Raw genomic sequence first — 20,357 nt, 5'->3', positions numbered from 1 at the left:
TAACGGCGGTCCAGGGCCCGTGCCCGACACGCCGGGCAACTCGGCAAGGTTGTGGCAGGCTGCACCCGGGCAGGCCACACTCGACTAGCGGAAGCAGCGACGCACGTGACGTCGGCAGGCACCACCCGGGAGGTCCCCATGCCCGAACTGCGTGTCGTGGCCGTCTCCAATGACGGCACACGGCTGGTGCTGAAGGCTGCGGACAGCACGGAGTACACGCTTCCGATCGACGAACGGCTCCGCGCCGCCGTGCGCGGCGACCGTCCCCGCCTCGGCCAGATCGAGATCGAGGTGGAGAGCCATCTCCGCCCCCGTGACATCCAGGCGCGGATACGCGCGGGCGCGACCGCGGAAGAGGTCGCCCAGATGGCCGGTATCCCCGTCGACCGCGTACGGCGTTTCGAGGGGCCCGTGCTGGCCGAGCGCGCCTTCATGGCCGAGCGCGCCCGCAAGACACCCGTCCGCCGCCCCGGCGAGAACTCCGGCCCGCTGCTCGGCGAGGCCGTGCAGGAGCGGCTGCTGCTGCGCGGCGCCGAGAAGGACACCGTCCAATGGGACTCCTGGCGCCGCGACGACGGCACCTGGGAAGTGCTGCTGGTCTACCGCGTCGCCGGTGAGCCCCACTCGGCGAGCTGGACCTACGACCCGCCGCGGCGGCTCGTGCAGGCCGTCGACTCCGAGGCGCGCTCGCTGATCGGCGAGTCCGAGGACCTCGGTGCGCCGGAGCCCAGCTTCCCGTTCGTGCCGCGCATCGCCCGGCTGCCGCGCGACCGCCCGCTGGACCGCACCGCCGACCGCGAGCGGCCCAGCCTGCCCGCGCCGGAGCCGGACGAGGAGACCCCGAGCGAACGGGACTCGCTGACCAGCCTGTTGGAGGCCGTACCGAGCTTCCGCGGCGACCTCGTCGTCCCGGAGCGCCCCGCCGAGCCCACGGAGGAGCCCTCCGACGAGCCCGCGGCGGAGGAACCGCCGGCCCCCGCGGCCTCGGCCGGTTCCGCCTACGCGGACGTCCTCATGCCGCGCTCCGTCGGCAGCCACCGCGACCGCCTCGTCGGCGCCACCGACCGCCAGGCCGAGGCCGACGGAGTCCGCCCCGGCCGCCGCGCGGCGGTCCCCAGCTGGGACGAGATCGTCTTCGGTACGCGCCGCAAGAAGCAGGAGTAGTCACTCGTACGAGCGACAGGGCCCGCGTGTTCACCGACGCGGGCCGCTCGCCGTCGCCCCGCTCAGGTCACTGCGGGTCCGGCCCCACCGCGACCGGACGGGACGGGTCGGCAGACCACTCGGACCAGGAACCGACGTAGAGCGCCGCGGGGATGCCCGCCACGGCCAGGGCCAGCACCTCATGGGCGCCGGAGACGCCGGAGCCGCAGTAGACACCGACGTCGGTGCCGGGCGCGGCGCCCAGCGACTCGAAGCGCCGGCGCAGGTCCCGCGGGGGCAGGAAGCGGCCGTCCGGGCCCACGTTGTCGCCGGTCGGCGCGGACACTGCGCCGGGGATGTGACCGCCGACGGGATCGATGGGCTCCACCTCACCGCGGTAGCGCTCCCCCGCGCGCGCGTCGAACAGCACACCGGAGCGGGCCAGTGCCGCGGCCGCGTCGGCGTCGAGCAGCCCCACCGCCCCCGGCGCCGGCTCGAAGTCCCCCTCGGCGGGCGTCGGTACGTCGGTGGTCAGCGGCCCCTCCCAGGCCGGCAACCCGCCGTCGAGGACCCGCACGTACGGGTGACCCGTCCACCGCAGCAGCCACCAGGCCCGCGCGGCCGCCCACCCCTGTCCGCCGTCGTACACGACCACCGGGCGCGCGGACGACACACCCGCCCGTCGCATCGCCGCCCCGAACTCCTCCACGTCCGGCAGCGGATGCCGTCCGTTCTTGCCCGGCTCGGAGGCCAACTCCCGGTCCAGATCGACGAATACGGCACCGGGAATGTGCCCGGACCCGTAGGCGGCACGGCCGTCGAAGGCGGGCTCACCGGCGGCCTTGGCGAGGCTGAGCTGCCAGCGGACGTCCAGCAGGACCGGCGGGTTCTCGCCCGCCAGTTCACCGGCGAGTTCGGTTGCGGAGATGATGGCGTTCATGGCCACCATCCTTGCGCACGGGGTGGCCGCGGCGCTCAGGTCCGGCTACTCTGCTCGGCCGGACAGGTACGGTCACCGGACGTACGTGATCGGGCACAGGTTGTACAGCCGATCGACACCCGTCGGCAAAGGCGCGGAAACGGTGGAGAAACCGCACACCGGACATGATCTCCGGCGTGAGGCGGCTCACCGGCCGCAGCTCGGCGGCGCGCCCGCAGCGCGCCGCACGACGGTGGTGCGAGCATCGGCACGGGAATCCGCAGCGAGGCGACACGGCCACCGCGAAGGGGCCGAGGAGAGAGTGACGATGACCGAGGCACGGGATTCGGCCGACCCGAACAGCACAGCACCCGCCCGGTACGCGCCCGGCACGCCCTGCTGGGTGAGCCTGATGGTGCACGGGCTGACCTCGACGCAGGAGTTCTACGGGGAGCTGTTCGGCTGGGAGTTCAGGCCGGGACCGCAGCAGCTCGGGCCCTATGTGCGGGCCGTGCTCGACGGCCGGGAGGTGGCCGGCATCGGACAGCTCCCACCGGACCGCCATCTGCCGATCGCCTGGACGCCCTACTTCGCCTCGGACGACGTGGACGTCACCGCCGAGACGGTCCGGCTGTGCGGCGGCACGATCGGCGTGGGCCCGCTGGACGCGGCCGAGGCCGGCCGGCTCGCCATCGGCTCCGATCCCTGCGGCGCGGTGTTCGGCGTCTGGCAGGCGGCCGCACACCTCGGCACCGCGATCACCGGCGTGCCGGGCACGCCCGCCTGGAACGAGCTGCTGACCTTCGAGTCCGCGACCGTCGTCAAGTTCTACGAGACGGTCTTCGGCTTCGAGCGGCGCGAACCGGTGGACTCCACCGACCCGGACACCGTCACCCTCCTCCTCGACAGCCGCCCCGTCGCCGCCGTCCAGGGCGTCGGCAACACACTGCCGCGGGACCGCGGGCCGCACTGGCTGACCTACTTCGAGGTCGCCGACACCGACGCCGCCGTCGCCCGCGTCGCCGACCTCGGCGGCCATGTCCTCGCTCCCCCGCACGACTCTCCCCACGGCCGCGTGGCCACGGTCACGGATCCGGAGGGCGCCCGGTTCGCCCTGATCCAGAATCCCCACTGACGGCCGGCTCGCCGACGGCACGGCGGGGGCGGAGGATGGTGTCATCAGCCCTCCGATGCGGATGAGGAGGAGCGATGCGTCGCCGTGCCGCACCCCTGGTGATCTGTCTGCTGGCGGTTCCCGCCCTGGCTCTGGCCCCGGGGGCCGAGGGGGAGGTGGGGGACACATTGAGCCTCAAGGGGCTTCAGGGGGGCGAGGAACTCGACGTGACGGTGACGAAGATCGTCGATCCGACCCGCGCCGAGGACGACTTCCTGGCCCCCGATCCGGACGAGCGTCTGGTGGCCGTGCAGTTCCGGCTGGAGAACACGGGATCCGAGACGTACAGCGACTCGCCGCAGAACGGTGCCTCGGTCGTCGACCAGGACGACCAGCGTTTCAAGGCGTCCCACGTCCCCGCCACGGCGGGCGTGGAGCTGCCGACCGGCCTCACCGTCCGGCCCGGCGGCAAGGCGCTCGGCTACCTCACCTTCGAGGTGCCGGACGGCTCCCGGATCGTCGCCGTGGAGTTCGCCATGAACAGCGGTTTCGCCAAGGACGTAGGCGAATGGAAGGTCCCCGAGAAGAAGCCCGCCACGTCCTGACCGCGTCCTACGCCGGAGGCACCGGCAGCACATCCGGCGACAACGCCGCCGCCCGCGCCGACGCGGCCGTCATCCGGCGCCGATGGTGGCGTCGGCACAGCACCTCGTAGCCGATCTCGTCGGCGGAGTGGGTGACGTCGCCGACGACGACCTGGGCGCCCTCGACGACCATCCGGCCGCCGACGGTACGGGCGTTGTGGGTGGCGCGGGCGCCGCACCAGCACAGGGCCTCGACCTGGAGGACCTCGACGCGGTCGGCGAGTTCGACGAGGCGCTTGGAGCCGGGGAAGAGCTTGGAGCGGAAGTCGGTGGTGATGCCGAAGGCGTAGACGTCCATGCCGAGGTCGTCGACCACGCGCGCGAGCTGGTCGATCTGCTCCTCCGCCAGGAACTGCGCCTCGTCGGCGATGACGTAGTCCGCGCGCCGGCCGTGGGAGAGGTGGTCGACGAGGTAGGCGTACAGGTCCATGCCGTCGGCGACCTCCACGGCGTCCGTGACGAGGCCGAGGCGCGAGGAGAGTTTGCCCTCGCCCGCGCGGTCGTCACGGGTGAAGATCATGCCCTGGAGTCCGCGGGCCGAGCGGTTGTGCTCGATCTGCAGAGCCAGCGTCGACTTCCCGCAGTCCATCGTTCCGGAGAAGAACACCAGCTCGGGCATGGCGGGTCGAGCACCTTTCGGTGAGGAAGGTCAGGAGGAGGGGTGGGCGTCAGGAGCGTACTTCGAGCAGCGGGACAAGCTGCTCGGCCGGGGTCATCGAGCCGTGGTTGCCGACCATCGCCGACTCCTTGGGCTCCCGCTCGGAGGCGATGATCAGGACGTCGTCGCGGGCGGCCGCGACCACGTCGCCGATCCGGGCGTAGACCCGCTCGTCGATGTGCGGCCCGAACCAGCCCGCCGCGATCGCCTCGTCGCGCGAGGCCACCCAGAACTGCTCGCCCAGCACCTCGCGCCAGCAGATCAGAACGTCGTTCTCGGCGCCGGGCAGCGCGTAGACGTGCCGGGCGCGGCCCTCGCCGCCCAGCAGGGTGACGCCGGCCTGGAGCTCCCAGTCCTCGTCGAAGTCGATGCGGTGCTGCTCGTCGAAGGGGATGTCGACCATGCCGTGGTCGGCGGTGACATACAGCGCGGTGCGCGGCGGCAGCTGCTCCGCGAGGCGCTGGACGAGCCGGTCGACGTACATCAGCTGGCCGCGCCAGGTGTCGGAGGCGACGCCGTAGCGGTGCCCGGCGCCGTCGAGTTCGGCGTAGTACGTGTAGACCAGGGCGCGGTCGGCCGCGGCGAGCTGCTGCGCGGCGAAGTCCACCCGCTCCTCGCCGGTGAGCCGCCCGTGGAAGGTGCCGCCGCTGAGGGCGACCTTGGTGAGCGGGGTGTTCTGGAAGGCCGGGGACGACACCTGCGCGGCGTGCACCCCGGCGTCGTGGGCGAGCTGGAAGACGGTGGGGTACGGCTGCCACGCGCGCGGGTCGCTGTGGGGCTGCCAGCGCAGCTGGTTCATCAGCTCGCCGGTCGCCGGGTTGCGCACGGTGTAGCCGGGCAGGCCGTGGGCGCCCGGCGGGAGGCCGGTGCCGACGGAGGCGAGGGAGGTCGCGGTGGTGGCCGGGTAGCCGGCCGTCAGCGGGCGGCCGGTGCCGCCGCGCGAGGTCGCCAGGAGCGAGGTCATGAAGGGCGCCTCGTCCGGGTGGGCGCGCAGCTGCTCCCAGCCGAGGCCGTCGATCAGGAAGACGCAGGCCCGGTCGGCGGGGGCCAGCTCCGGGATGGCCGCCGTGGTGCCGGGGACGCCCATGCCCGCGGCGAGGGTGGGCAGCAGGTCGGCGAGGGAGCCGCTGCCGTACTGGGGTACGGGTGCGGAGTCGAGGGGGAGGGGTTCCGGGTGGTCCCAGTGGGCGGAACCGGCGGGTGCGGGCGCGGAGCGCCCTCCGTCGGGGGCGGGGGCGGGCGACGGGTGGGCCATCAGCGGGCGGTGTCCGCGGTGGCCTCGGAGATCGCCTGGGCGAACACCAGCGCCTGGCGGACCGTCTCGGGGCCGTCCCCGGCCTCGCTGACGCGCAGGCTGAGGTCGTCGGCCGTGGAGCTGCCGGTGTAGCCGTGGTCGGCGTCGCAGTTCGGGTCACCGCAGGCGGCGGGCTCCAGGTCGATCCGGGAGACGGCGCCCCAGCCGATGGTCAGCACCACCTCGCGCGGCAGAGTGCCCGGCGTGTACTGCTCCGGGTTGGACACCACCCGGCTCACCACCACCGAGGAGATCCGGTCGAGCTTCACCGACTCCGTCGAGGTGGTCGCGTACGGCGTCGGGGAGGTGCTGTCGGCGGCCTGCTCGTCGGTGTGGCTGACGATGAAACGGTTGCCGGTGAGGACCAGCACCGTGACATGGCGGCGGACCTCGTTCTGGTCGAAGGTGGTCTCCTGGTGGACCAGGTACGACTTGATGGGCTCGCCGCCCACGGCGGCCTCCACCGCCTCGGCCACGAGGGCCGGGTAGTAGCCGCTGCGCTCGATCGCCGCACGCAGCCCCTGGGTCGTCGTACTGGTCTTGGCCATGCCGTCCATCCTACGGTGGCGCACTGACTGCGAGGGACCGCTCACGCGGTCGTCCGTACGCCTCGGGTACGGGATTCAGTACGCGGGAAGGGTGCGCGGACCGAGGTCGTCGCGGGCCGGGGGCGGGGCCAGCCGGACCGAGGCGCCGAGGACGCTGAGGCCCTGCGGGGCCACGACCACCGGCTCAAGGGTGACGGCGACGACCTCGGGGTGGTCGTCGACCAGCCGGGACACCCGCAGCAGCAGTTCCTCCAGGGCGGGGGTGTCGACCGGTGTCGAGCCGCGCCAGCCGAACAGCAGCGGCGACGTCCTGATCGACCTGATCAGCGAGGTGGCGTCCCGGTCGGTGACCGGGATCAGCCGGTGCGCGGTGTCGCCGAGCAGCTGGGACGCGGCCCCGGCCAGCCCGAACGACAGGACGGCGCCCGCGGCCGGGTCGATCACGGCCCGTACGACGGTGTCGACCCCGCGGGGGGCCATGCGCTGCACGACCGGCCGCAGCTCCTCCGGCGTCCCGAACAGCCCGGTCAGCTCCGTGTACGCCCGCCGCAGTTGCTCCTCGTCCGCGAGGTCCAGGCGGACTCCGCCGAGGTCGGCCCGGTGCCGCAGATGCGGGGCAGTGGCCTTGAGGGCGACGGGGTAGCCGAGCACCCGCGCGGCCTCCACGGCGGCCTGCGGGGTGGGCGCGGGCAGGGCGCGCATGACGCGGACGCCGTAGCGGCCGAGCAGCTCGCAGGTCTCCTCCGCGCCGAGGGTGAGCCCCTGCCCGCGCGTGAGCAGCCCGTCGATCAGCTCGGCGGCGCCCCGCTCGTCGATGTCGTCGTACTCGGGCACCTTGCCGGGGTTGACCGACTCCCGGCGCCACTGGGCGTACTTCACGGCCTCGGCAAGCGCCCGCACGGCCCGCTCGGCGGCGGGGTAGGCGGGGATGAGGCGGGGGGTGGCGGCGGGGACGGACGTGGCCGCGGGTGCGCTGTTCTCGGCAGGGGTCGGGGCCTCCGCGGCCCCGCTGTGTGCCGTGGCGGTCCGGCGGCCGTCGGCGGGCACGGTGACGGGCTGCGCGCCGTCCGCGGGCGGGGCTTCGGGCTGCCGGCCGTCCGCGGGCGGAGCTTCGGGCTGCCGGCCGTCCGCGGGCGGCGCGATGGGCTGCCGGCCGTCCGCGGGCGGCGCGGCCGGGCGGCCCGCGTCCGCGGGTTCGACCGGGGTGTGGGCGTCGGCAGCGTCCGCGGCGGGCCGGTCGCCGCCCTCCGCGGTCCCCGCGGTGGACGGTCGTTCCGTCGGGGGTCCCCCCGCGGAGCGGGGAAGGAACAGGTCGCCTCCCCCGCCCGTGCCGGACGTCCGGGAACCCACCGGCGCGGTGCTCGCCGCGGCGGACAGCGCCGCCGCGAGTCCGCCGAGCTCCACGTGCACGACCAGTACCGGCTTTCCGGGCACCTCCTCCACGGCCGACCGCAGGGCCTCCGCCAGCTCCGCGTCGTCCGGGGTGCCCTCCCCGATCGCCGGAATCGCCGTGACCACGACGGAGTCGCACAGGTCGTCGGCCAGCGCGCCCGACAGCGCCCGGCGGAAGTCCTCCGCCGTCGCCGCGGTCGTCAGATCCACCGGCGCGAGCGGCTGCAGCCCCTCGGAGAGGCACGCGTCGTAGGTCAGGAGCCCCAGCGACTCGGAGTTGCCGAGGATCGCCACCCGTGGCCCGCCCGGCAGCGGCTGGCGGGCGAGCAGCAGGCCCGCGTCCACCAGCTCGGTGATCGTGTCGACCCGGATCACACCGGCCTGCCGCAGCAGCGCGGACACCGTGGCGTGCGGCAGCCGCGTGGCGCGTACGGCATGCCCCTGGGGCGCGGCGCCGCCGTGCCGCGCGCCCTGCACGACGACCAGCGGCTTGGCCGCCGCGGTACGCCGGGCGAGGCGGGTGAACTTGCGGGGGTTCCCGATGGACTCCAGGTACATCAGGGCGACGTCGGTGTCCGGGTCGTCGTACCAGTACTGCACGACGTCGTTGCCGGAGACGTCCGCGCGGTTGCCGGAGGAGACGAAGGTGGACACGCCGGTGACGCCGGTGACCCCTCCCCCGCGCCGGTGCAGCCGGGACAGCAGCGCCACGCCGATGGCTCCGGACTGGGCGAACAGTCCGATGCGGCCGGGGCGGGGCAGCTCGGGGGCGAGGGAGGCGTTGAGGCTGACCTCGGGCGAGGTGTTGATGATCCCGAAGGCGTTGGGCCCGATGATCCGCATGCCGTACGCGCGCGCGTGCCGGACGAGTTCGCGCTGGCGCTCGCGCCCCTGCGGCCCGCTCTCGGCGTATCCGGCGGAGATCACGACGAGCCCCTGCACACCGTGCTCCCCGCACTCGGTGACGACCTCGGGCACGTGCTCGGCGGGCACGGCGACGACCGCGAGGTCGACGGGGCCGGGGATGTCGCGCACGGAGCGGTGGGCCGGGACGCCGTCGAGCTCCTTCAGCTCCTCGGGGAAGGCCCGGTTGACGGCGTAGAGGTCGCCCGTGAAGCCCGCCTCCCGGATGTTGCCGAGGATGCTGCGGCCCACCCCGCCGGGGGTGCGGCCGGTGCCGACGACGGCGACGGAGCCGGGCGCGAGCAGCCGCCGTACGGACCGCGCCTCGGCGCGCTGCTCGCGCGCGTGCTGCACGGCCACGGAGCGGTCGGTGGGCTCCAGGTCGAACTCCAGGCGCACGACGCCGTCCTCGAAGCTGCGTTTCTGGGTGTACCCGGCGTCGGTGAACACCTTGATCATCTTGGTGTTGGCGGGCAGCACTTCGGCGGCGAAGCGGCGGATGCCGCGCTCGCGGGCGACGGCCGCGATGTGCTCCAGGAGGGCGGAGGCGACGCCGCGGCCCTGGTGGGCGTCCTGGACCAGGAAGGCCACCTCGGCCTCGTCGGCGGGCGCGGACGCGGGCAGACCATTGGTGCCGATGCGGTCGTAGCGTACGGTGGCGATGAACTCGCCGCCGATCGTGGCCGCGAGTCCCACCCTGTCCACAAAGTCGTGGTGCGTGAAGCGGTGGACGTCCTTGGCGGACAGACGCGGGTAGGGCGCGAAGAAGCGGTAGTACTTCGACTCGTCCGAGACCTGCTCGTAGAAGCTGACCAGGCGCTCGGCGTCATCGACGGTGATGGGGCGGATGCGCGCGGTGCCGCCGTCGCGCAGCACCACGTCGGCTTCCCAGTGGGCGGGGTACTCCTGCCGGTCCGTCGCGCTCTGCATGGGGCCCAGAGTACGGCTCGCGTACGACAACGGCGCGGGGCAGTCTGTGAGGACGTGGGGTCGGACCGAGGCCGCGGTCCTTCTGCCACCCCGGACGGGTCATGAGGCCCGTTCCGGAGACGCTGCACGTGTGGAACACTGGTCTAGACAACCCTGAGCAAGTGAAGGGCAGCAACACATGGCTGAGCGCCGCGTCAACGTCGGCTGGGCCGAGGGCCTCCACGCCCGCCCCGCTTCCATCTTCGTCCGAGCCGCCACGGCCGCAGGCGTCCCGGTGACGATCGCCAAGGCCGACGGCAAGCCCGTCAACGCGGCCTCCATGCTGGCCGTTCTGGGCCTGGGCGCCCAGGGCGGCGAGGAGATCGTCCTCGCCTCCGACGCCGAGGGCGCGGACGCCGCCCTCGACCGTCTGGCCAAGCTGGTCGCCGAGGGCCTGGAGGAGCTGCCCGAGACCGTCTGAGGCAATGGACGGTCACGGCGCTCGCCGTAGCCGGCAGGGGCTCGCCCGCATCACCGGGCGGGCCCTTCGCGTTTTCCGGCACGGGCAGCCTTGATTCCCGTCCCGGCAGCAGGCGAATTCCCTGCCCCGACAGCAGGTCGATTTCCCCTTCCGGGCAGCATGAATAAACCCCCGGAAATTCACTCCTCTTTGTATACGGCGCCTGTGTTAATGCCGCGCGCTCGACATGTTTACGACATGTTGCGAAGTCCTCACACGCTCCCCGCCGCCGGAAAAGCGCAGCCGGTGCGCGGCGATCGCCCGCTCGGTGTGCAGCGCGGTGACCGCCCGCGCGCGTTCGCTGTCGCCGCGCGCCACCGCGTCCACGATGGCGCCGTGCTCGGCCCAGGACTCGACGGGGCCGACGGGCGCCTCCACCGTGTACATCCAGGCGATCTTGTGGCGGAGCTGGGTGAGCACCGACACCAGGGCGGGGCTGCCGGAAGCCTGGGCGAGCGTCTCGTGGAACCAGCCGCCCAGGGAGCGCAGATCCTCGCTGCCACCCCGGCGGGCCCGCTCCTGCCCCAGCCGCACCAGGCCGCGCAGCACCTTCAGATGGGCCTCGGTGCGCCGCTGGGCGGCCCGCGAGGCGCCGAGCGGTTCCAGCAGCATGCGCATCTCCAGCAGGTCCGCCGCCTCCTGCTCGCTGGGTTCGGCCACGCACGCGCCCGCGTGCCGCCGCGTCACCACGAAGCCCTCCGCCTCCAGGGTGCGCAGCGCCTCGCGGACGGGGACGCGCGAGACGCCGTACCGGCGTGCGAGCAGTTCCTCGGTGAGCCGGCTGCCGCGCTCGTGGACACCCGCGACGATGTCGTCCCGGATCGCCGTGCATACCGAGTGCGCCGGAACACGCATGACCGACCTCCGCTTTAATCCCCGTGAAACGTCGACGATTGACGTGTGTTCAGCGACTCTATTGCAGCGAGGCTGAATTTCCGACGGCGGGCCGGAATCCGAGGATATTTTTTGGACAAAGAAAGCCCCGGCCGCGGGGGCCGGGGCTTCTTCGACGCGCTTCGGTCGGCGACGCGCCGTCGGTCAGATGTTCACGCCGTGCGAGCGGAGGTAGGCGACCGGGTCGATGTCCGAGCCGTACTCCTGGGACATGCGGGCCTCGAAGTGCAGATGCGGGCCGGTGACGTTGCCGGTGGCGCCGGACAGGCCGATCTGCTGGCCCGGCTCGACCGTCTGGCCCACCGAGACGGCGATGGAGGAGAGGTGCCCGTACTGGGTGTACGTGCCGTCGTGCATCCGGATGACGACCTGGTTGCCGTAGGCGCCGCCCCAGCCGGCCTCGACGACCGTGCCGAGGCCGACGGACTGGACGACCGTGCCGCTGGAGGCGTGGAAGTCGACGCCGGTGTGGCTGCCGGAGGACCAGATGTTGCCGCCGGCGCGGTAGCCGGTGGAGACGTAGGAGCCGGCGATCGGCGACACGAAGGTGTTCAGGCGCTTGCGCTCGGCCTCGCGCGCGGCGCGCTCCTCGGCCTGGCGGGCGGCCTCCGCACGCTCCTCGGCGGCCTTCTTGGCGGCCGCCTCGGCCCGCTGCTCGGCAAGGGCCTCCTCGGCGGCCTGCCGCTGTGCGGCGGCCTGGGCGTCGATCTGCTCGGCGACCGAGTCGCCGATGGAGAGGACCGGCAGCAGGCCGGTCTGCTCGGCCTCGGCCTCGGCGGCGAGGGCCGGTCCGGCCAGGGTGCCGATGACGCCGGTGGTGGTGAGCGCCGCGACACCCGCCGCGCGGGCGGTGGTGCGCTGCATCCTGCTGGGACGACGATGCTTCCCGGTGGCGCGCGTGAACGCCATGAAGTGGCTGGTCCTTTCCTTCCCTCTCGCCTACCGGGTTAGCTGACGGGTTCGGAGCAGGAAGGTCTCCTACGGGCCCCCTCGCTCACGCGCGGGCGTCCGATTCACCCCAAGGGACGTGGTGGGTCCCCGGCTCCCCTGGCTCGCGCCGTACGGGGACTCGGCGATGGCTGTCCGGTGCCGCGGGTGCGGCGCACTGCCTGACGGACAGCCCGGACGACACTAAGGGGATCATCTTTCGATCCTCTAATGGATCAGGGTTTTTGTAGCGCATGCCACAGGGCAGACAGGCAACCTCCCCCGCAATCAGCGTCAATCCGGACAAAGGTGAGCCCTGGTGACCCTTCGGTCACCAGGGCTTCACGCGCGCGTGGTGCGCGGTTCCGTCGCTACTCGGCCGTCACGACGGTGACTTCACCGATGCCGAGGGCCGCGACGGGCTCCTTGATGGCGGCCGCGTCACCGACGAGGATCGTCACCAGCCGGTCCACCGGGAAGGCGCTCACGACGGCCGCCGTGGCCTCCACCGTGCCGGTGGCGGCGAGCTGCTGATACAGCGTCGCCTGGAAGTCGTCGGGCAGATGCTGCTCGACCTGGTCCGCCAGCGTGCTCGCGACGGCGGCGGCCGTCTCGTACTTCAGCGGCGCCACCCCGACCAGGTTCTGCACGGCCACGTCCCGCTCGGCGTCGGTCAGGCCCTGCGCGGCCAGGGTGCGCAGCACCGTCCACAGATCCTGCAGCGCGGGACCGGTGTTGGGGGTGTCGACCGAGCCGCTGATGGCGAGCATCGACACACCGCTGCCGTCGGGCGCGGAGCGCAGCACCTGGCCGAACGCCCGCACGCCGTAGGTGTACCCCTTCTCCTCGCGCAGGACGCGGTCCAGGCGGGAGGTGAGGGTGCCGCCGAGGCAGTACGTGCCGAGCACCTGGGCGGGCCAGACGCGGTCGTGGCGGTCGGGGCCGACCCGGCCGATGAGCAGCTGGGTCTGGACCGCGCCGGGACGGTCCACGATGACGACGCGGCCGGTGTCGTCGGCGGTCACCGCGGGCACCGGGCGGGGCGCGGCCTTGGAGCCGGTCCAGGCGCCCAGGGTCTCGCCGAGGAGGGCGTCCAGGTCGATGCCGGTCAGGTCGCCCACGACCACGGCGGTGGCGGTGGCGGGGCGGACATGCCGCTCGTAGAAGGCGCGGACGGCGGCGGAGTCGATCGCGGCGACCGTCTCCTCGGTGCCCTGGCGGGGGCGGGACATGCGCGAGGTGCTCGGGAACAGCTCCTTGGAGAGCTCCTTGGCGGCACGCCGGGCGGGGTTGGCCAGCTCGTGCGGGATCTCGTCGAGGCGGTTGCGCACCAGCCGCTCGACCTCGCCGTCGGCGAAGGCGGGGGCCCGCAGGGCGTCGGCGAGCAGGTCGAGGGCCTTGGCCAGGCGGGAGGCGGGGACCTCCAGGCTGAGCCGGACGCCGGGGTGATCGGCGTGCGAGTCGAGGGTGGCGCCGCAGCGCTCCAGCTCGGCGGCGAACTCCTCGGCGGAGTGCTTGTCGGTGCCCTCGGAGAAGGCCCGGGCCATGATCGTGGCCACGCCCTCCTGGGCGGCCGGTTCGGCGTCCAGGGGCGCGTCGAGGAGCACCTCGACGGCGACGACCTGCTGGCCGGGGCGGTGGCAGCGCAGGACCGTCAGACCGTTGTCGAGCGTCCCGCGCGTGGGCGCCGGGAAGGCCCACGGCTTGGCGTCGCCCGGCTGGGGCTGGGGGTGGAAGTCCATCGTGGCGAGCTCGGTCACCGGTCCGTCTCCTCGTTGTTCATGTCGCCGGCCTCCACCGTCGCTTCGGCCTCCGGGTCCTCGGGGAAGTCCTCGTCCTCGGTGTGCTCCGCGGACTCGGGGGACAGCGGCTCGTAGACGAGCACCGCGCGGTTGTCGGGCCGCAGGCGCGCCTTGGCGACCTCGCGGACCTCCTCGGCGGTCACCTCCAGGACGCGCTGTACGGCCGTCAGGGCGAGCTGCGGGTCGCCGAACAGCACGGCGTAGCGGCACAGTTCGTCGGCGCGTCCGGCGACCGTGCCGAGCCGGTCCAGCCACTCGCGCTCCAGCTGGGCCTGGGCGCGCTCCATCTCCTCGGCGGTGGGGCCCTCCTCGGCGAACCGGGCGAGCTCCTCGTCGATGGCGGCCTCGATGACCGGGACCTCGACGTCGCCGGAGGTCTTGACGTCCAGCCAGCCCAGCGAGGGCGCGCCCGCAAGCCGCAGCAGGCCGAAGCCGGCCGCGACGGCCGTGCGGTCGCGGCGCACCAGCCGGTTGTACAGACGGGAGGACTCGCCGCCGCCGAGGACGGTCAGCGCCAGGTCGGCGGCGTCGCACGCGCGCGTGCCGTCGTGCGGCAGCCGGTAGGCGGCCATCAGCGCCCGCGCGGGGACCTCCTCGCGCACGACCTCGCGCAGCTGCTCGCCGATGATGTCGGGCAGCGTGCCGTCGCGCGGGGCGGGCTTGCCGTCGTGCGCCGGGATGGAGCCGAAGTACTTCTCGATCCAGGCGAGCGTCTGCTCGGGGTCGATGTCGCCGACGACGGACAGCACCGCGTTGTTGGGCGCGTAGTAGGTGCGGAAGAACGCGCGCGCGTCCTCCAGCGTCGCCGCGTCCAGGTCGGCCATCGAACCGATCGGCGTGTGGTGGTAGGGGTGGCCCTCGGGGTAGGCCAGGGCGGTCAGCTTCTCGAACGCGGTGCCGTAGGGCACGTTGTCGTAGCGCTGGCGGCGTTCGTTCTTGACGACGTCGCGCTGGTTCTCCATGGACTCGTCGTCCAGGGCGGCCAGCAGCGAGCCCATGCGGTCGGCCTCCAGCCAGAGGGCGAGCTCCAGCTGGTGCGCGGGCATGGTCTCGAAGTAGTTGGTGCGCTCGAAGCTGGTGGTGCCGTTGAGCGAGCCGCCCGCGCCCTGCACCAGCTCGAAGTGGCCGTTGCCCTTGACCTGGGCGGAGCCCTGGAACATCAGGTGCTCGAAGAGGTGAGCCAGACCGGTACGCCCCTTGACCTCGTGGCGTGAGCCGACGTCGTACCAGAGGCACACCGCCGCGACCGGGGTCAGGTGGTCCTCGGAGAGCACCACGCGCAGGCCGTTGGCCAGGCGGTGCTCGGTCGCTGTCAGGCCGCCGGAGCCTGCCTGGTCTGTGGCCGTGTGACCCATGGGCATGTACGTCCCTTCGATCGCGGATGCGGTGCGTGAAAACCGCTGTTCTCCTGCCGTTCCTGCCACTGTATGCAAGCGCGCGGACCGCCGGTGGAGTTCCCGTGCGACGTACGCCCAGAGCGAGATCCCGTAGCCTGCGGGCACACGCCGCCACTGGCGACGCGGGACCCGGTCCGTCGTTGTCAGTGCCTAGGTCCACAATGGTCCGCGTCAGAATTCGTTCACGCTTTCCGCCGGAGCAAGCCGAAGGGACGCGTCCCGTAGGCGAACGACCAGAGCAAAAGGAGCCAGGCAGCGATGGCCCGCCGCAGCACCAAGACCCCGCCGCCCGACGACTCGTTCGAGGAGCGCATCCTCGACATCGACGTCGTCGACGAGATGCAGGGCTCCTTCCTCGAGTACGCGTACTCGGTCATCTACTCCCGAGCCCTGCCGGACGCCCGCGACGGTCTCAAGCCGGTGCACCGCCGCATCGTCTACCAGATGAACGAGATGGGGCTGCGCCCCGAGCGCGGCTATGTGAAGTGCGCCCGCGTCGTGGGCGAGGTCATGGGTAAGTTGCACCCGCACGGCGACGCGTCGATCTACGACGCGCTGGTGCGCATGGCCCAGCCGTTCTCGATGCGGGTCCCGCTGGTCGACGGCCACGGCAACTTCGGCTCCCTGGGCAACGACGACCCGCCGGCCGCCATGCGGTACACCGAGTGCCGGATGGCCGAGGCGTCGGGCCTGATGACCGAGTCGATCGACGAGGACACGGTCGACTTCGCGCCCAACTACGACGGCCAGGAGCAGGAGCCGGTCGCTCTGCCGGCCGCCTTCCCGAACCTCCTGGTCAACGGCTCCTCGGGCATCGCGGTCGGCATGGCCACCAACATGCCGCCGCACAACCTGCGCGAGGTCATCGCGGCCGCCCGCCACCTGATCAAGCACCCGAACGCCGATCTCGACGCCCTGATGCGCCATGTGCCCGGCCCGGACCTGCCCACCGGCGGCCGGATCGTCGGCCTGTCGGGCATCCGCGACGCCTACGAGACCGGCCGCGGCACCTTCAAGATGCGCGCGACGGTCTCGGTGGAGACCGTCACCGCCCGCCGCAAGGGCCTGGTCGTCACCGAGCTGCCCTTCACGGTCGGCCCGGAGAAGGTGATCGCCAAGATCAAGGACCTGGTGGGCTCCAAGAAGCTCCAGGGCATCGCCGACGTCAAGGACCTCACCGACCGCGAGCACGGTCTGCGCCTGGTCATCGAGATCAAGAACGGCTTCGTGCCGGAGGCGATCCTGGAGCAGCTGTACAAGCTGACGCCGATGGAGGAGTCCTTCGGCATCAACAACGTGGCACTGGTCGACGGCCAGCCCCTCACGCTGGGCCTGAAGGAGCTCCTGGAGGTCTACCTCGACCACCGCTTCGAGGTCGTGCGCCGCCGCAGCGAGTTCCGCCGCGGCAAGCGCCGCGACCGGCTGCACCTGGTCGAGGGCCTGCTGACGGCCCTGGTGGACATCGACGAGGTGATCCGCCTGATCCGCTCCAGCGAGAACTCCGCCGAGGCCAAGCAGCGCCTGATGGAGCGCTTCTCGCTGAGCGAGATCCAGACCCAGTACATCCTCGACACGCCGCTGCGCCGACTCACCAAGTACGACCGCATCGAGCTGGAGGCGGAGAAGGACCGGCTCAACGCGGAGATCGAGGAGCTGACCCGGATCCTGGAGTCGGACGCGGAGCTGCGCAAGCTGGTCTCGGCGGAACTGGCCGCGGTCGCCAAGAAGTTCGGCACCGACCGGCGCACGGTCCTGCTGGAGTCGGCCGGCTCCACCGCCGCGACCGTGCCGCTCCAGGTCGCCGACGACCCGTGCCGGGTGCTGCTGTCCTCGACGGGTCTGCTGGCCCGTACGGCGAACGCGGAGCCGTTCGCGGAGGACGCCGACGGCCGGCGCACCAAGCACGACGTGATCGTCTCGGCGGTGCCGGCCACCGCGCGCGGCGAGGTCGGTGTGGTCACCTCGGGCGGCCGGCTGCTGCGGCTGAACGTGGTCGACCTGCCCCAGCTGCCGGACACCGCGGCCGCGCCGAACCTGTCGGGGGGCGCGCCGCTCGCGGAGTTCGTGTCCCTGGAGGACGACGAGACGGTGGTCTGTCTGACCACGCTCGACGAGTCCTCGCCCGGTCTGGCGCTCGGCACCGAGCAGGGTGTGGTCAAGCGCGTGGTCCCGGACTACCCGTCGAACAAGGACGAGCTGGAGGTCATCACCCTCAAGGAGGGCGACCGGATCGTCGGCGCGGTCGAGCTGCGCACCGGCGAGGAGGACCTGGTCTTCATCACCGACGACGCCCAGCTGCTGCGCTACCAGGCATCCCAGGTGCGTCCGCAGGGCCGTCCGGCGGGCGGTATGGCGGGCATCAAGCTCGCCGAGGGCGCGAAGGTCATCTCGTTCACTGCGGTGGACCCGGCGGCGGACGCGGTGGTGTTCACGGTCGCGGGCTCGCGCGGCACGCTCGACGACTCCGTGCAGACGACGGCCAAGGTGACGCCGTTCGACCAGTACCCGCGCAAGGGCCGGGCCACCGGCGGTGTGCGCTGCCAGCGGTTCCTCAAGGGCGAGGACTGCCTGTCCCTGGCCTGGGCGGGCGCGGCCCCCGCGCGGGCGGCGCAGAAGAACGGCATGCCGGCCGAACTGCCGGAGATCGATCCGCGCCGTGACGGCTCGGGCGTGTCCCTGGCGAAGCCGGTGGCGGCGGTGGCGGGGCCGGTGTAGGGGGCGAGTCCTTCGGCTGGGGCCCGTTCAGAGGGCGGGCCCTGCGGCTGGGGCTCGCGCAGGCGGCGGGTCCTGGCTGGGCGCCGGTCGGAGGGTGGGTTCTCCGCCGGGGCCCCGGTCACAGGGCGGGCTCGTCGTCGACCTCATCGACCTCATCGGGCGCGGCGGGCTCCTGGTCTCCCGGATCGCGTACGTAGCGCAGGACGCCCCACATGCCGTGTTCGTCGGCGTGTGGGGCCTCGCTCACGCACGCCTGGAGTTCCTTGCCGAGCGCCTGGGCGTCGATCCCGGCGCCGATGAGGACGAGCTGGGTGAGCCGCGGCCCGGCGGTCGGCCACGGCTCCGGCTGGAAGCGCAGGAACCGGCCGACGGCATGCACGCCGTAGCGGTTGCGGGTGTCGTACGGCCCGAAGTCGACGTACCCCTTGATCCGGTACAGCCCCTCGGGCCTGCTGTCGAGGAACGCCATCAGGCGTCGCGGGTCCATCGGCGTCTCGGACGTGAAGGACACGGTGTCGTAGGCGGCGTGGAGATGGCCGTCGTGGCCGGCGTCCCCGCGGTGCTCGTGGAGGTCGTCGAAGGAGAGCTGTCCGATGCGCTCCTCGCTGGGCCGGCAGTCGAAGAGGAACTCCGGGTCGAGACGGCCGTAGGAGGCGGGCACGACGGCCGCGCGGTCGGTGAGGGAGCGCACGAGACCGAGGACGCGCTCCGCGTCGCCGGCCCGGTCGGTCTTGTTGACCACGACGACGTCGGCGAGCGCGAGATGCCGGTCGATCTCGGGGTGCCGCGCGCGCGTGTCGTCGAACTCGGCGGCGTCGACGACCTCGACCAGGCCGCCGTACACGATCTCCGGCAGTTCGCTGGCCAGCACCATCCGCACCAGTTCCTGCGGCTCGGCGAGCCCGCTGGCCTCGATCACGATGACGTCGACACCGGCCGCCGGGGCGGCGAGCCGCTCCAGGTAGACGTCGAGTTCGCTCGCGTCCACCGCGCAGCACAGGCAGCCGTTGCCCAGGGAGACGGTGGAGTCGCCCAGGGCGCCCGCGACGGCCATGGCGTCGATCTCGATGGCGCCGAAGTCGTTGACGATCGCGCCGATCCGGCTGCCCCCGCTGTGGTGCAGCAGATGGTTGAGCAGCGTGGTCTTGCCGGACCCCAGGAATCCGGCGAGTACGACGACGGGGATCTGCCGCGGACCGGAACCCACTGTGCGACCTCTCTCACGCCCACGCGCGCACCGGATCGCGACCGTGCACGCCCTCGAGAATTGAATGCCGACCCAGGATACGAGCCGAAGGAAACGCGGCGAAGTGAACGATTGTTAGCAGCATTTGCGGGGCAGACGTTGGTCAAGGCGCCGGGGCGTGCGAGGGACGATCGTGCGACCCTCGCTTCCCTCCGTGCGCCTCCTCTCCGCCTCCCTGCCGATCAGAGCCGCTCGGCACCCTGGGAGACGGCCAGGGATGTCCTGCGCATCCGGCCGGCTCGACGGACGCGCCACGTCCGCCGGGCCGGACGAACGGTCACGTGCCCCTACGGGCCGGGGCCGCGCCCCGAACGACTGGGGCAGCACCGCCGAACGCCTGAGGCCGCACCGCCGAACGCCTGGGGCCGTACGCCGGACGCCTGGGGCCGTACCGCCCGGACGACGGGGAACGGACCCGGACGGGCCGAAGGCCGTGCGTGCCCCCGTACGACCCGCAGGATCCTCTCTGGCGCCGCCCATCGCTCGCCGGTTCCTCCCAGTCGACCCGCACCCGACGACCGGCGGACGGCCGCACGATTCGGGGGTTGACATGGCCACACGGAGTTTTGGGACACGCGGACCGGGGAGCGTGGTCGCCGCCGGTCTCGGCCTGATGACGGGCGCGCTCGTCACACTGGCCGTCCACCGTCACACGCTGGCCGCGCTGGTGAAGCGCGGCGAGCGGCTGGACACACTGACGGCACGTCTGGACCGTCTGGAGGCGTTGACGGCACGACTGGATCATCTGGACGCTCTGGCGGTACGTCTTGACCAGCTGGACCAGTCCGCCCGCGCCCGGCACCACGCCGACCTCGCCCAACAGCAGCGCCTGCACTGGGAACTGCTGAGCAAGGCGATCGACGACCCGGAACTGGCCGAGGTGCTGGACCTGTACGAGCCCCCGGTCTCCCCGAAGCAGCGCCGCCAGTACCTCTTCGCCAACGCCCTCTACACCAACGCTCTGTTCTACCTCCGCATCGGCAACATCACACGGGAGGAGTTCCACGGGTACGTCCGCGGCATCCTGCAGAACCCCGTCGTCCGCGAGTACTGGTACGCCACCCGGCACCAGCGGGCCACCATCGCCGACGACTCGGACGAGGCGGAGCTGGGGCGCCTGGTGGACGACCTCCTCGCCCAGCTGGAGGAGGCCGACACGGAGGAGTGGTGGGTGGTGGGGGAACCGCCGGACGCGTGAACCGGGCTGCCCGCCGGAAAACACACCCGCGCGGGGCATAACGAACGGATCAATCACTCGGTTGTCTTGTCGCCGCAGGGGTTGACTCGTGCCGAACGCATCAAGCGACCCCCAGTAATGCCGCTTGCACCACC

16 protein-coding genes and 1 riboswitch are annotated in these 20,357 nt (G+C 72.6%); of the genes, 6 read left to right on the top strand and 10 right to left on the bottom strand.

Annotation, left to right across the window (positions count from 1 at the left end):
- Positions 1-138 precede the first annotated feature (138 nt).
- A complete protein-coding gene (gene sepH, locus ACSU6M_RS25645; protein ID WP_437072633.1) occupies positions 139-1,164 on the top strand; it encodes a septation protein SepH in 1,026 nt (341 codons plus the stop codon).
- 67 nt (positions 1,165-1,231) lie between these two features.
- On the opposite strand, the gene ACSU6M_RS25640 is transcribed toward sepH, so the two are convergent.
- Positions 1,232-2,083 (bottom strand): sulfurtransferase, encoded by an 852-nt coding sequence (locus tag ACSU6M_RS25640; RefSeq protein ID WP_437072631.1) that lies wholly within the window; start codon positions 2,081-2,083, stop codon positions 1,232-1,234.
- Between the two features lie 307 nt (positions 2,084-2,390).
- Here ACSU6M_RS25640 and ACSU6M_RS25635 point away from each other — a divergent pair, with 307 nt between their 5' ends.
- Both ACSU6M_RS25635 and ACSU6M_RS25630 read left to right on the top strand, forming a co-directional pair.
- Positions 2,391-3,197 (top strand): VOC family protein, encoded by an 807-nt coding sequence (locus ACSU6M_RS25635; RefSeq protein ID WP_437072630.1) that lies wholly within the window; start codon positions 2,391-2,393, stop codon positions 3,195-3,197.
- Between the two features lie 74 nt (positions 3,198-3,271).
- Positions 3,272-3,781, top strand: coding sequence for a DUF4352 domain-containing protein (locus ACSU6M_RS25630; protein ID WP_437072629.1), 510 nt, complete (start codon positions 3,272-3,274; stop codon positions 3,779-3,781).
- 7 nt (positions 3,782-3,788) lie between these two features.
- On the opposite strand, the gene ACSU6M_RS25625 is transcribed toward ACSU6M_RS25630, so the two are convergent.
- The 4 genes from ACSU6M_RS25625 to ACSU6M_RS25610 form a co-directional block, all read right to left on the bottom strand.
- A complete protein-coding gene (locus ACSU6M_RS25625) occupies positions 3,789-4,439 on the bottom strand; it encodes a thymidine kinase (RefSeq protein WP_437072628.1) in 651 nt (216 codons plus the stop codon).
- Positions 4,440-4,488: 49 nt separating this feature from the next.
- Positions 4,489-5,733: an alkaline phosphatase family protein gene (locus ACSU6M_RS25620; protein ID WP_437072626.1), complete on the bottom strand. Its 1,245-nt coding sequence runs from the start codon at positions 5,731-5,733 to the stop codon at positions 4,489-4,491.
- Positions 5,733-6,329: a DUF5998 family protein gene (locus tag ACSU6M_RS25615; protein ID WP_437075340.1), complete on the bottom strand. Its 597-nt coding sequence runs from the start codon at positions 6,327-6,329 to the stop codon at positions 5,733-5,735. Before ACSU6M_RS25615 ends, ACSU6M_RS25620 begins: the two co-directional genes overlap by 1 nt.
- Before the next feature lie 66 nt (positions 6,330-6,395).
- Complete coding sequence (locus tag ACSU6M_RS25610; RefSeq protein WP_437072624.1) at positions 6,396-9,545, bottom strand: GNAT family N-acetyltransferase; 3,150 nt, start codon at positions 9,543-9,545, stop codon at positions 6,396-6,398.
- Between the two features lie 178 nt (positions 9,546-9,723).
- Between ACSU6M_RS25610 and ACSU6M_RS25605 the strand changes: the two genes are divergently transcribed.
- Complete coding sequence (locus ACSU6M_RS25605) at positions 9,724-10,005, top strand: HPr family phosphocarrier protein (RefSeq protein ID WP_381035143.1); 282 nt, start codon at positions 9,724-9,726, stop codon at positions 10,003-10,005.
- Positions 10,006-10,212: 207 nt separating this feature from the next.
- On the opposite strand, the gene ACSU6M_RS25600 is transcribed toward ACSU6M_RS25605, so the two are convergent.
- The 4 genes from ACSU6M_RS25600 to ACSU6M_RS25585 all read right to left on the bottom strand — a co-directional run bounded on the left by ACSU6M_RS25600 (position 10,213) and on the right by ACSU6M_RS25585 (position 15,028).
- Positions 10,213-10,899, bottom strand: a complete 687-nt coding sequence (locus tag ACSU6M_RS25600) for a GntR family transcriptional regulator (protein ID WP_437072621.1) — start codon at positions 10,897-10,899, stop codon at positions 10,213-10,215.
- A 183-nt stretch (positions 10,900-11,082) separates the two neighbouring features.
- The gene (locus tag ACSU6M_RS25595; protein WP_437072620.1) at positions 11,083-11,847 is read right to left on the bottom strand and encodes a M23 family metallopeptidase; all 765 of its coding nucleotides are present in this window, start codon (positions 11,845-11,847) and stop codon (positions 11,083-11,085) included.
- Positions 11,848-11,859: 12 nt separating this feature from the next.
- A riboswitch (cyclic di-AMP (ydaO/yuaA leader) is annotated at positions 11,860-12,023 on the bottom strand.
- 213 nt (positions 12,024-12,236) lie between these two features.
- Positions 12,237-13,625, bottom strand: a complete 1,389-nt coding sequence (locus ACSU6M_RS25590; protein ID WP_437072619.1) for a M16 family metallopeptidase — start codon at positions 13,623-13,625, stop codon at positions 12,237-12,239.
- The gene (locus ACSU6M_RS25585; protein WP_437072617.1) at positions 13,622-15,028 is read right to left on the bottom strand and encodes a M16 family metallopeptidase; all 1,407 of its coding nucleotides are present in this window, start codon (positions 15,026-15,028) and stop codon (positions 13,622-13,624) included. Before ACSU6M_RS25585 ends, ACSU6M_RS25590 begins: the two co-directional genes overlap by 4 nt.
- A gap of 294 nt (positions 15,029-15,322) precedes the next feature.
- Between ACSU6M_RS25585 and ACSU6M_RS25580 the strand changes: the two genes are divergently transcribed.
- Positions 15,323-17,779, top strand: coding sequence for a DNA gyrase/topoisomerase IV subunit A (locus tag ACSU6M_RS25580; RefSeq protein ID WP_437072616.1), 2,457 nt, complete (start codon positions 15,323-15,325; stop codon positions 17,777-17,779).
- A 118-nt stretch (positions 17,780-17,897) separates the two neighbouring features.
- Here the strand turns inward: ACSU6M_RS25580 and ACSU6M_RS25575 are convergent, their stop codons facing one another.
- Positions 17,898-18,986 carry a CobW family GTP-binding protein gene (locus ACSU6M_RS25575; RefSeq protein ID WP_437072614.1) on the bottom strand — a complete coding sequence of 363 codons (1,089 nt, stop codon included), beginning with the start codon at positions 18,984-18,986 and terminating at the stop codon, positions 17,898-17,900.
- A gap of 589 nt (positions 18,987-19,575) precedes the next feature.
- Between ACSU6M_RS25575 and ACSU6M_RS25570 the strand changes: the two genes are divergently transcribed.
- Positions 19,576-20,223 (top strand): DUF6082 family protein, encoded by a 648-nt coding sequence (locus ACSU6M_RS25570; RefSeq protein WP_437072613.1) that lies wholly within the window; start codon positions 19,576-19,578, stop codon positions 20,221-20,223.
- The last annotated feature ends 134 nt before the right edge of the window (positions 20,224-20,357 follow it).

Origin of the sequence: Streptomyces sp. enrichment culture (assembly GCF_964272895.1) — a bacterium.
GTDB lineage: Bacteria > Actinomycetota > Actinomycetes > Streptomycetales > Streptomycetaceae > Streptomyces.
This window is presented reverse-complemented; position numbering and strand designations above follow the sequence as displayed.

Coding starts and splice junctions, on each gene's coding strand:
- sepH (WP_437072633.1), top strand. CDS start 139: ATGCCCGAACTGCGTGTCGTGGCCGTCTCCAATGACGGCACACGGCTG.
- ACSU6M_RS25580 (WP_437072616.1), top strand. CDS start 15,323: ATGGCCCGCCGCAGCACCAAGACCCCGCCGCCCGACGACTCGTTCGAG.
- ACSU6M_RS25610 (WP_437072624.1), bottom strand. CDS start 9,545: ATGCAGAGCGCGACGGACCGGCAGGAGTACCCCGCCCACTGGGAAGCC.
- ACSU6M_RS25640 (WP_437072631.1), bottom strand. CDS start 2,083: ATGAACGCCATCATCTCCGCAACCGAACTCGCCGGTGAACTGGCGGGC.
- ACSU6M_RS25625 (WP_437072628.1), bottom strand. CDS start 4,439: ATGCCCGAGCTGGTGTTCTTCTCCGGAACGATGGACTGCGGGAAGTCG.
- ACSU6M_RS25570 (WP_437072613.1), top strand. CDS start 19,576: ATGGCCACACGGAGTTTTGGGACACGCGGACCGGGGAGCGTGGTCGCC.
- ACSU6M_RS25595 (WP_437072620.1), bottom strand. CDS start 11,847: ATGGCGTTCACGCGCGCCACCGGGAAGCATCGTCGTCCCAGCAGGATG.
- ACSU6M_RS25585 (WP_437072617.1), bottom strand. CDS start 15,028: ATGCCCATGGGTCACACGGCCACAGACCAGGCAGGCTCCGGCGGCCTG.
- ACSU6M_RS25620 (WP_437072626.1), bottom strand. CDS start 5,733: ATGGCCCACCCGTCGCCCGCCCCCGCCCCCGACGGAGGGCGCTCCGCG.
- ACSU6M_RS25615 (WP_437075340.1), bottom strand. CDS start 6,329: ATGGACGGCATGGCCAAGACCAGTACGACGACCCAGGGGCTGCGTGCG.
- ACSU6M_RS25605 (WP_381035143.1), top strand. CDS start 9,724: ATGGCTGAGCGCCGCGTCAACGTCGGCTGGGCCGAGGGCCTCCACGCC.
- ACSU6M_RS25600 (WP_437072621.1), bottom strand. CDS start 10,899: ATGCGTGTTCCGGCGCACTCGGTATGCACGGCGATCCGGGACGACATC.
- ACSU6M_RS25630 (WP_437072629.1), top strand. CDS start 3,272: ATGCGTCGCCGTGCCGCACCCCTGGTGATCTGTCTGCTGGCGGTTCCC.
- ACSU6M_RS25635 (WP_437072630.1), top strand. CDS start 2,391: ATGACCGAGGCACGGGATTCGGCCGACCCGAACAGCACAGCACCCGCC.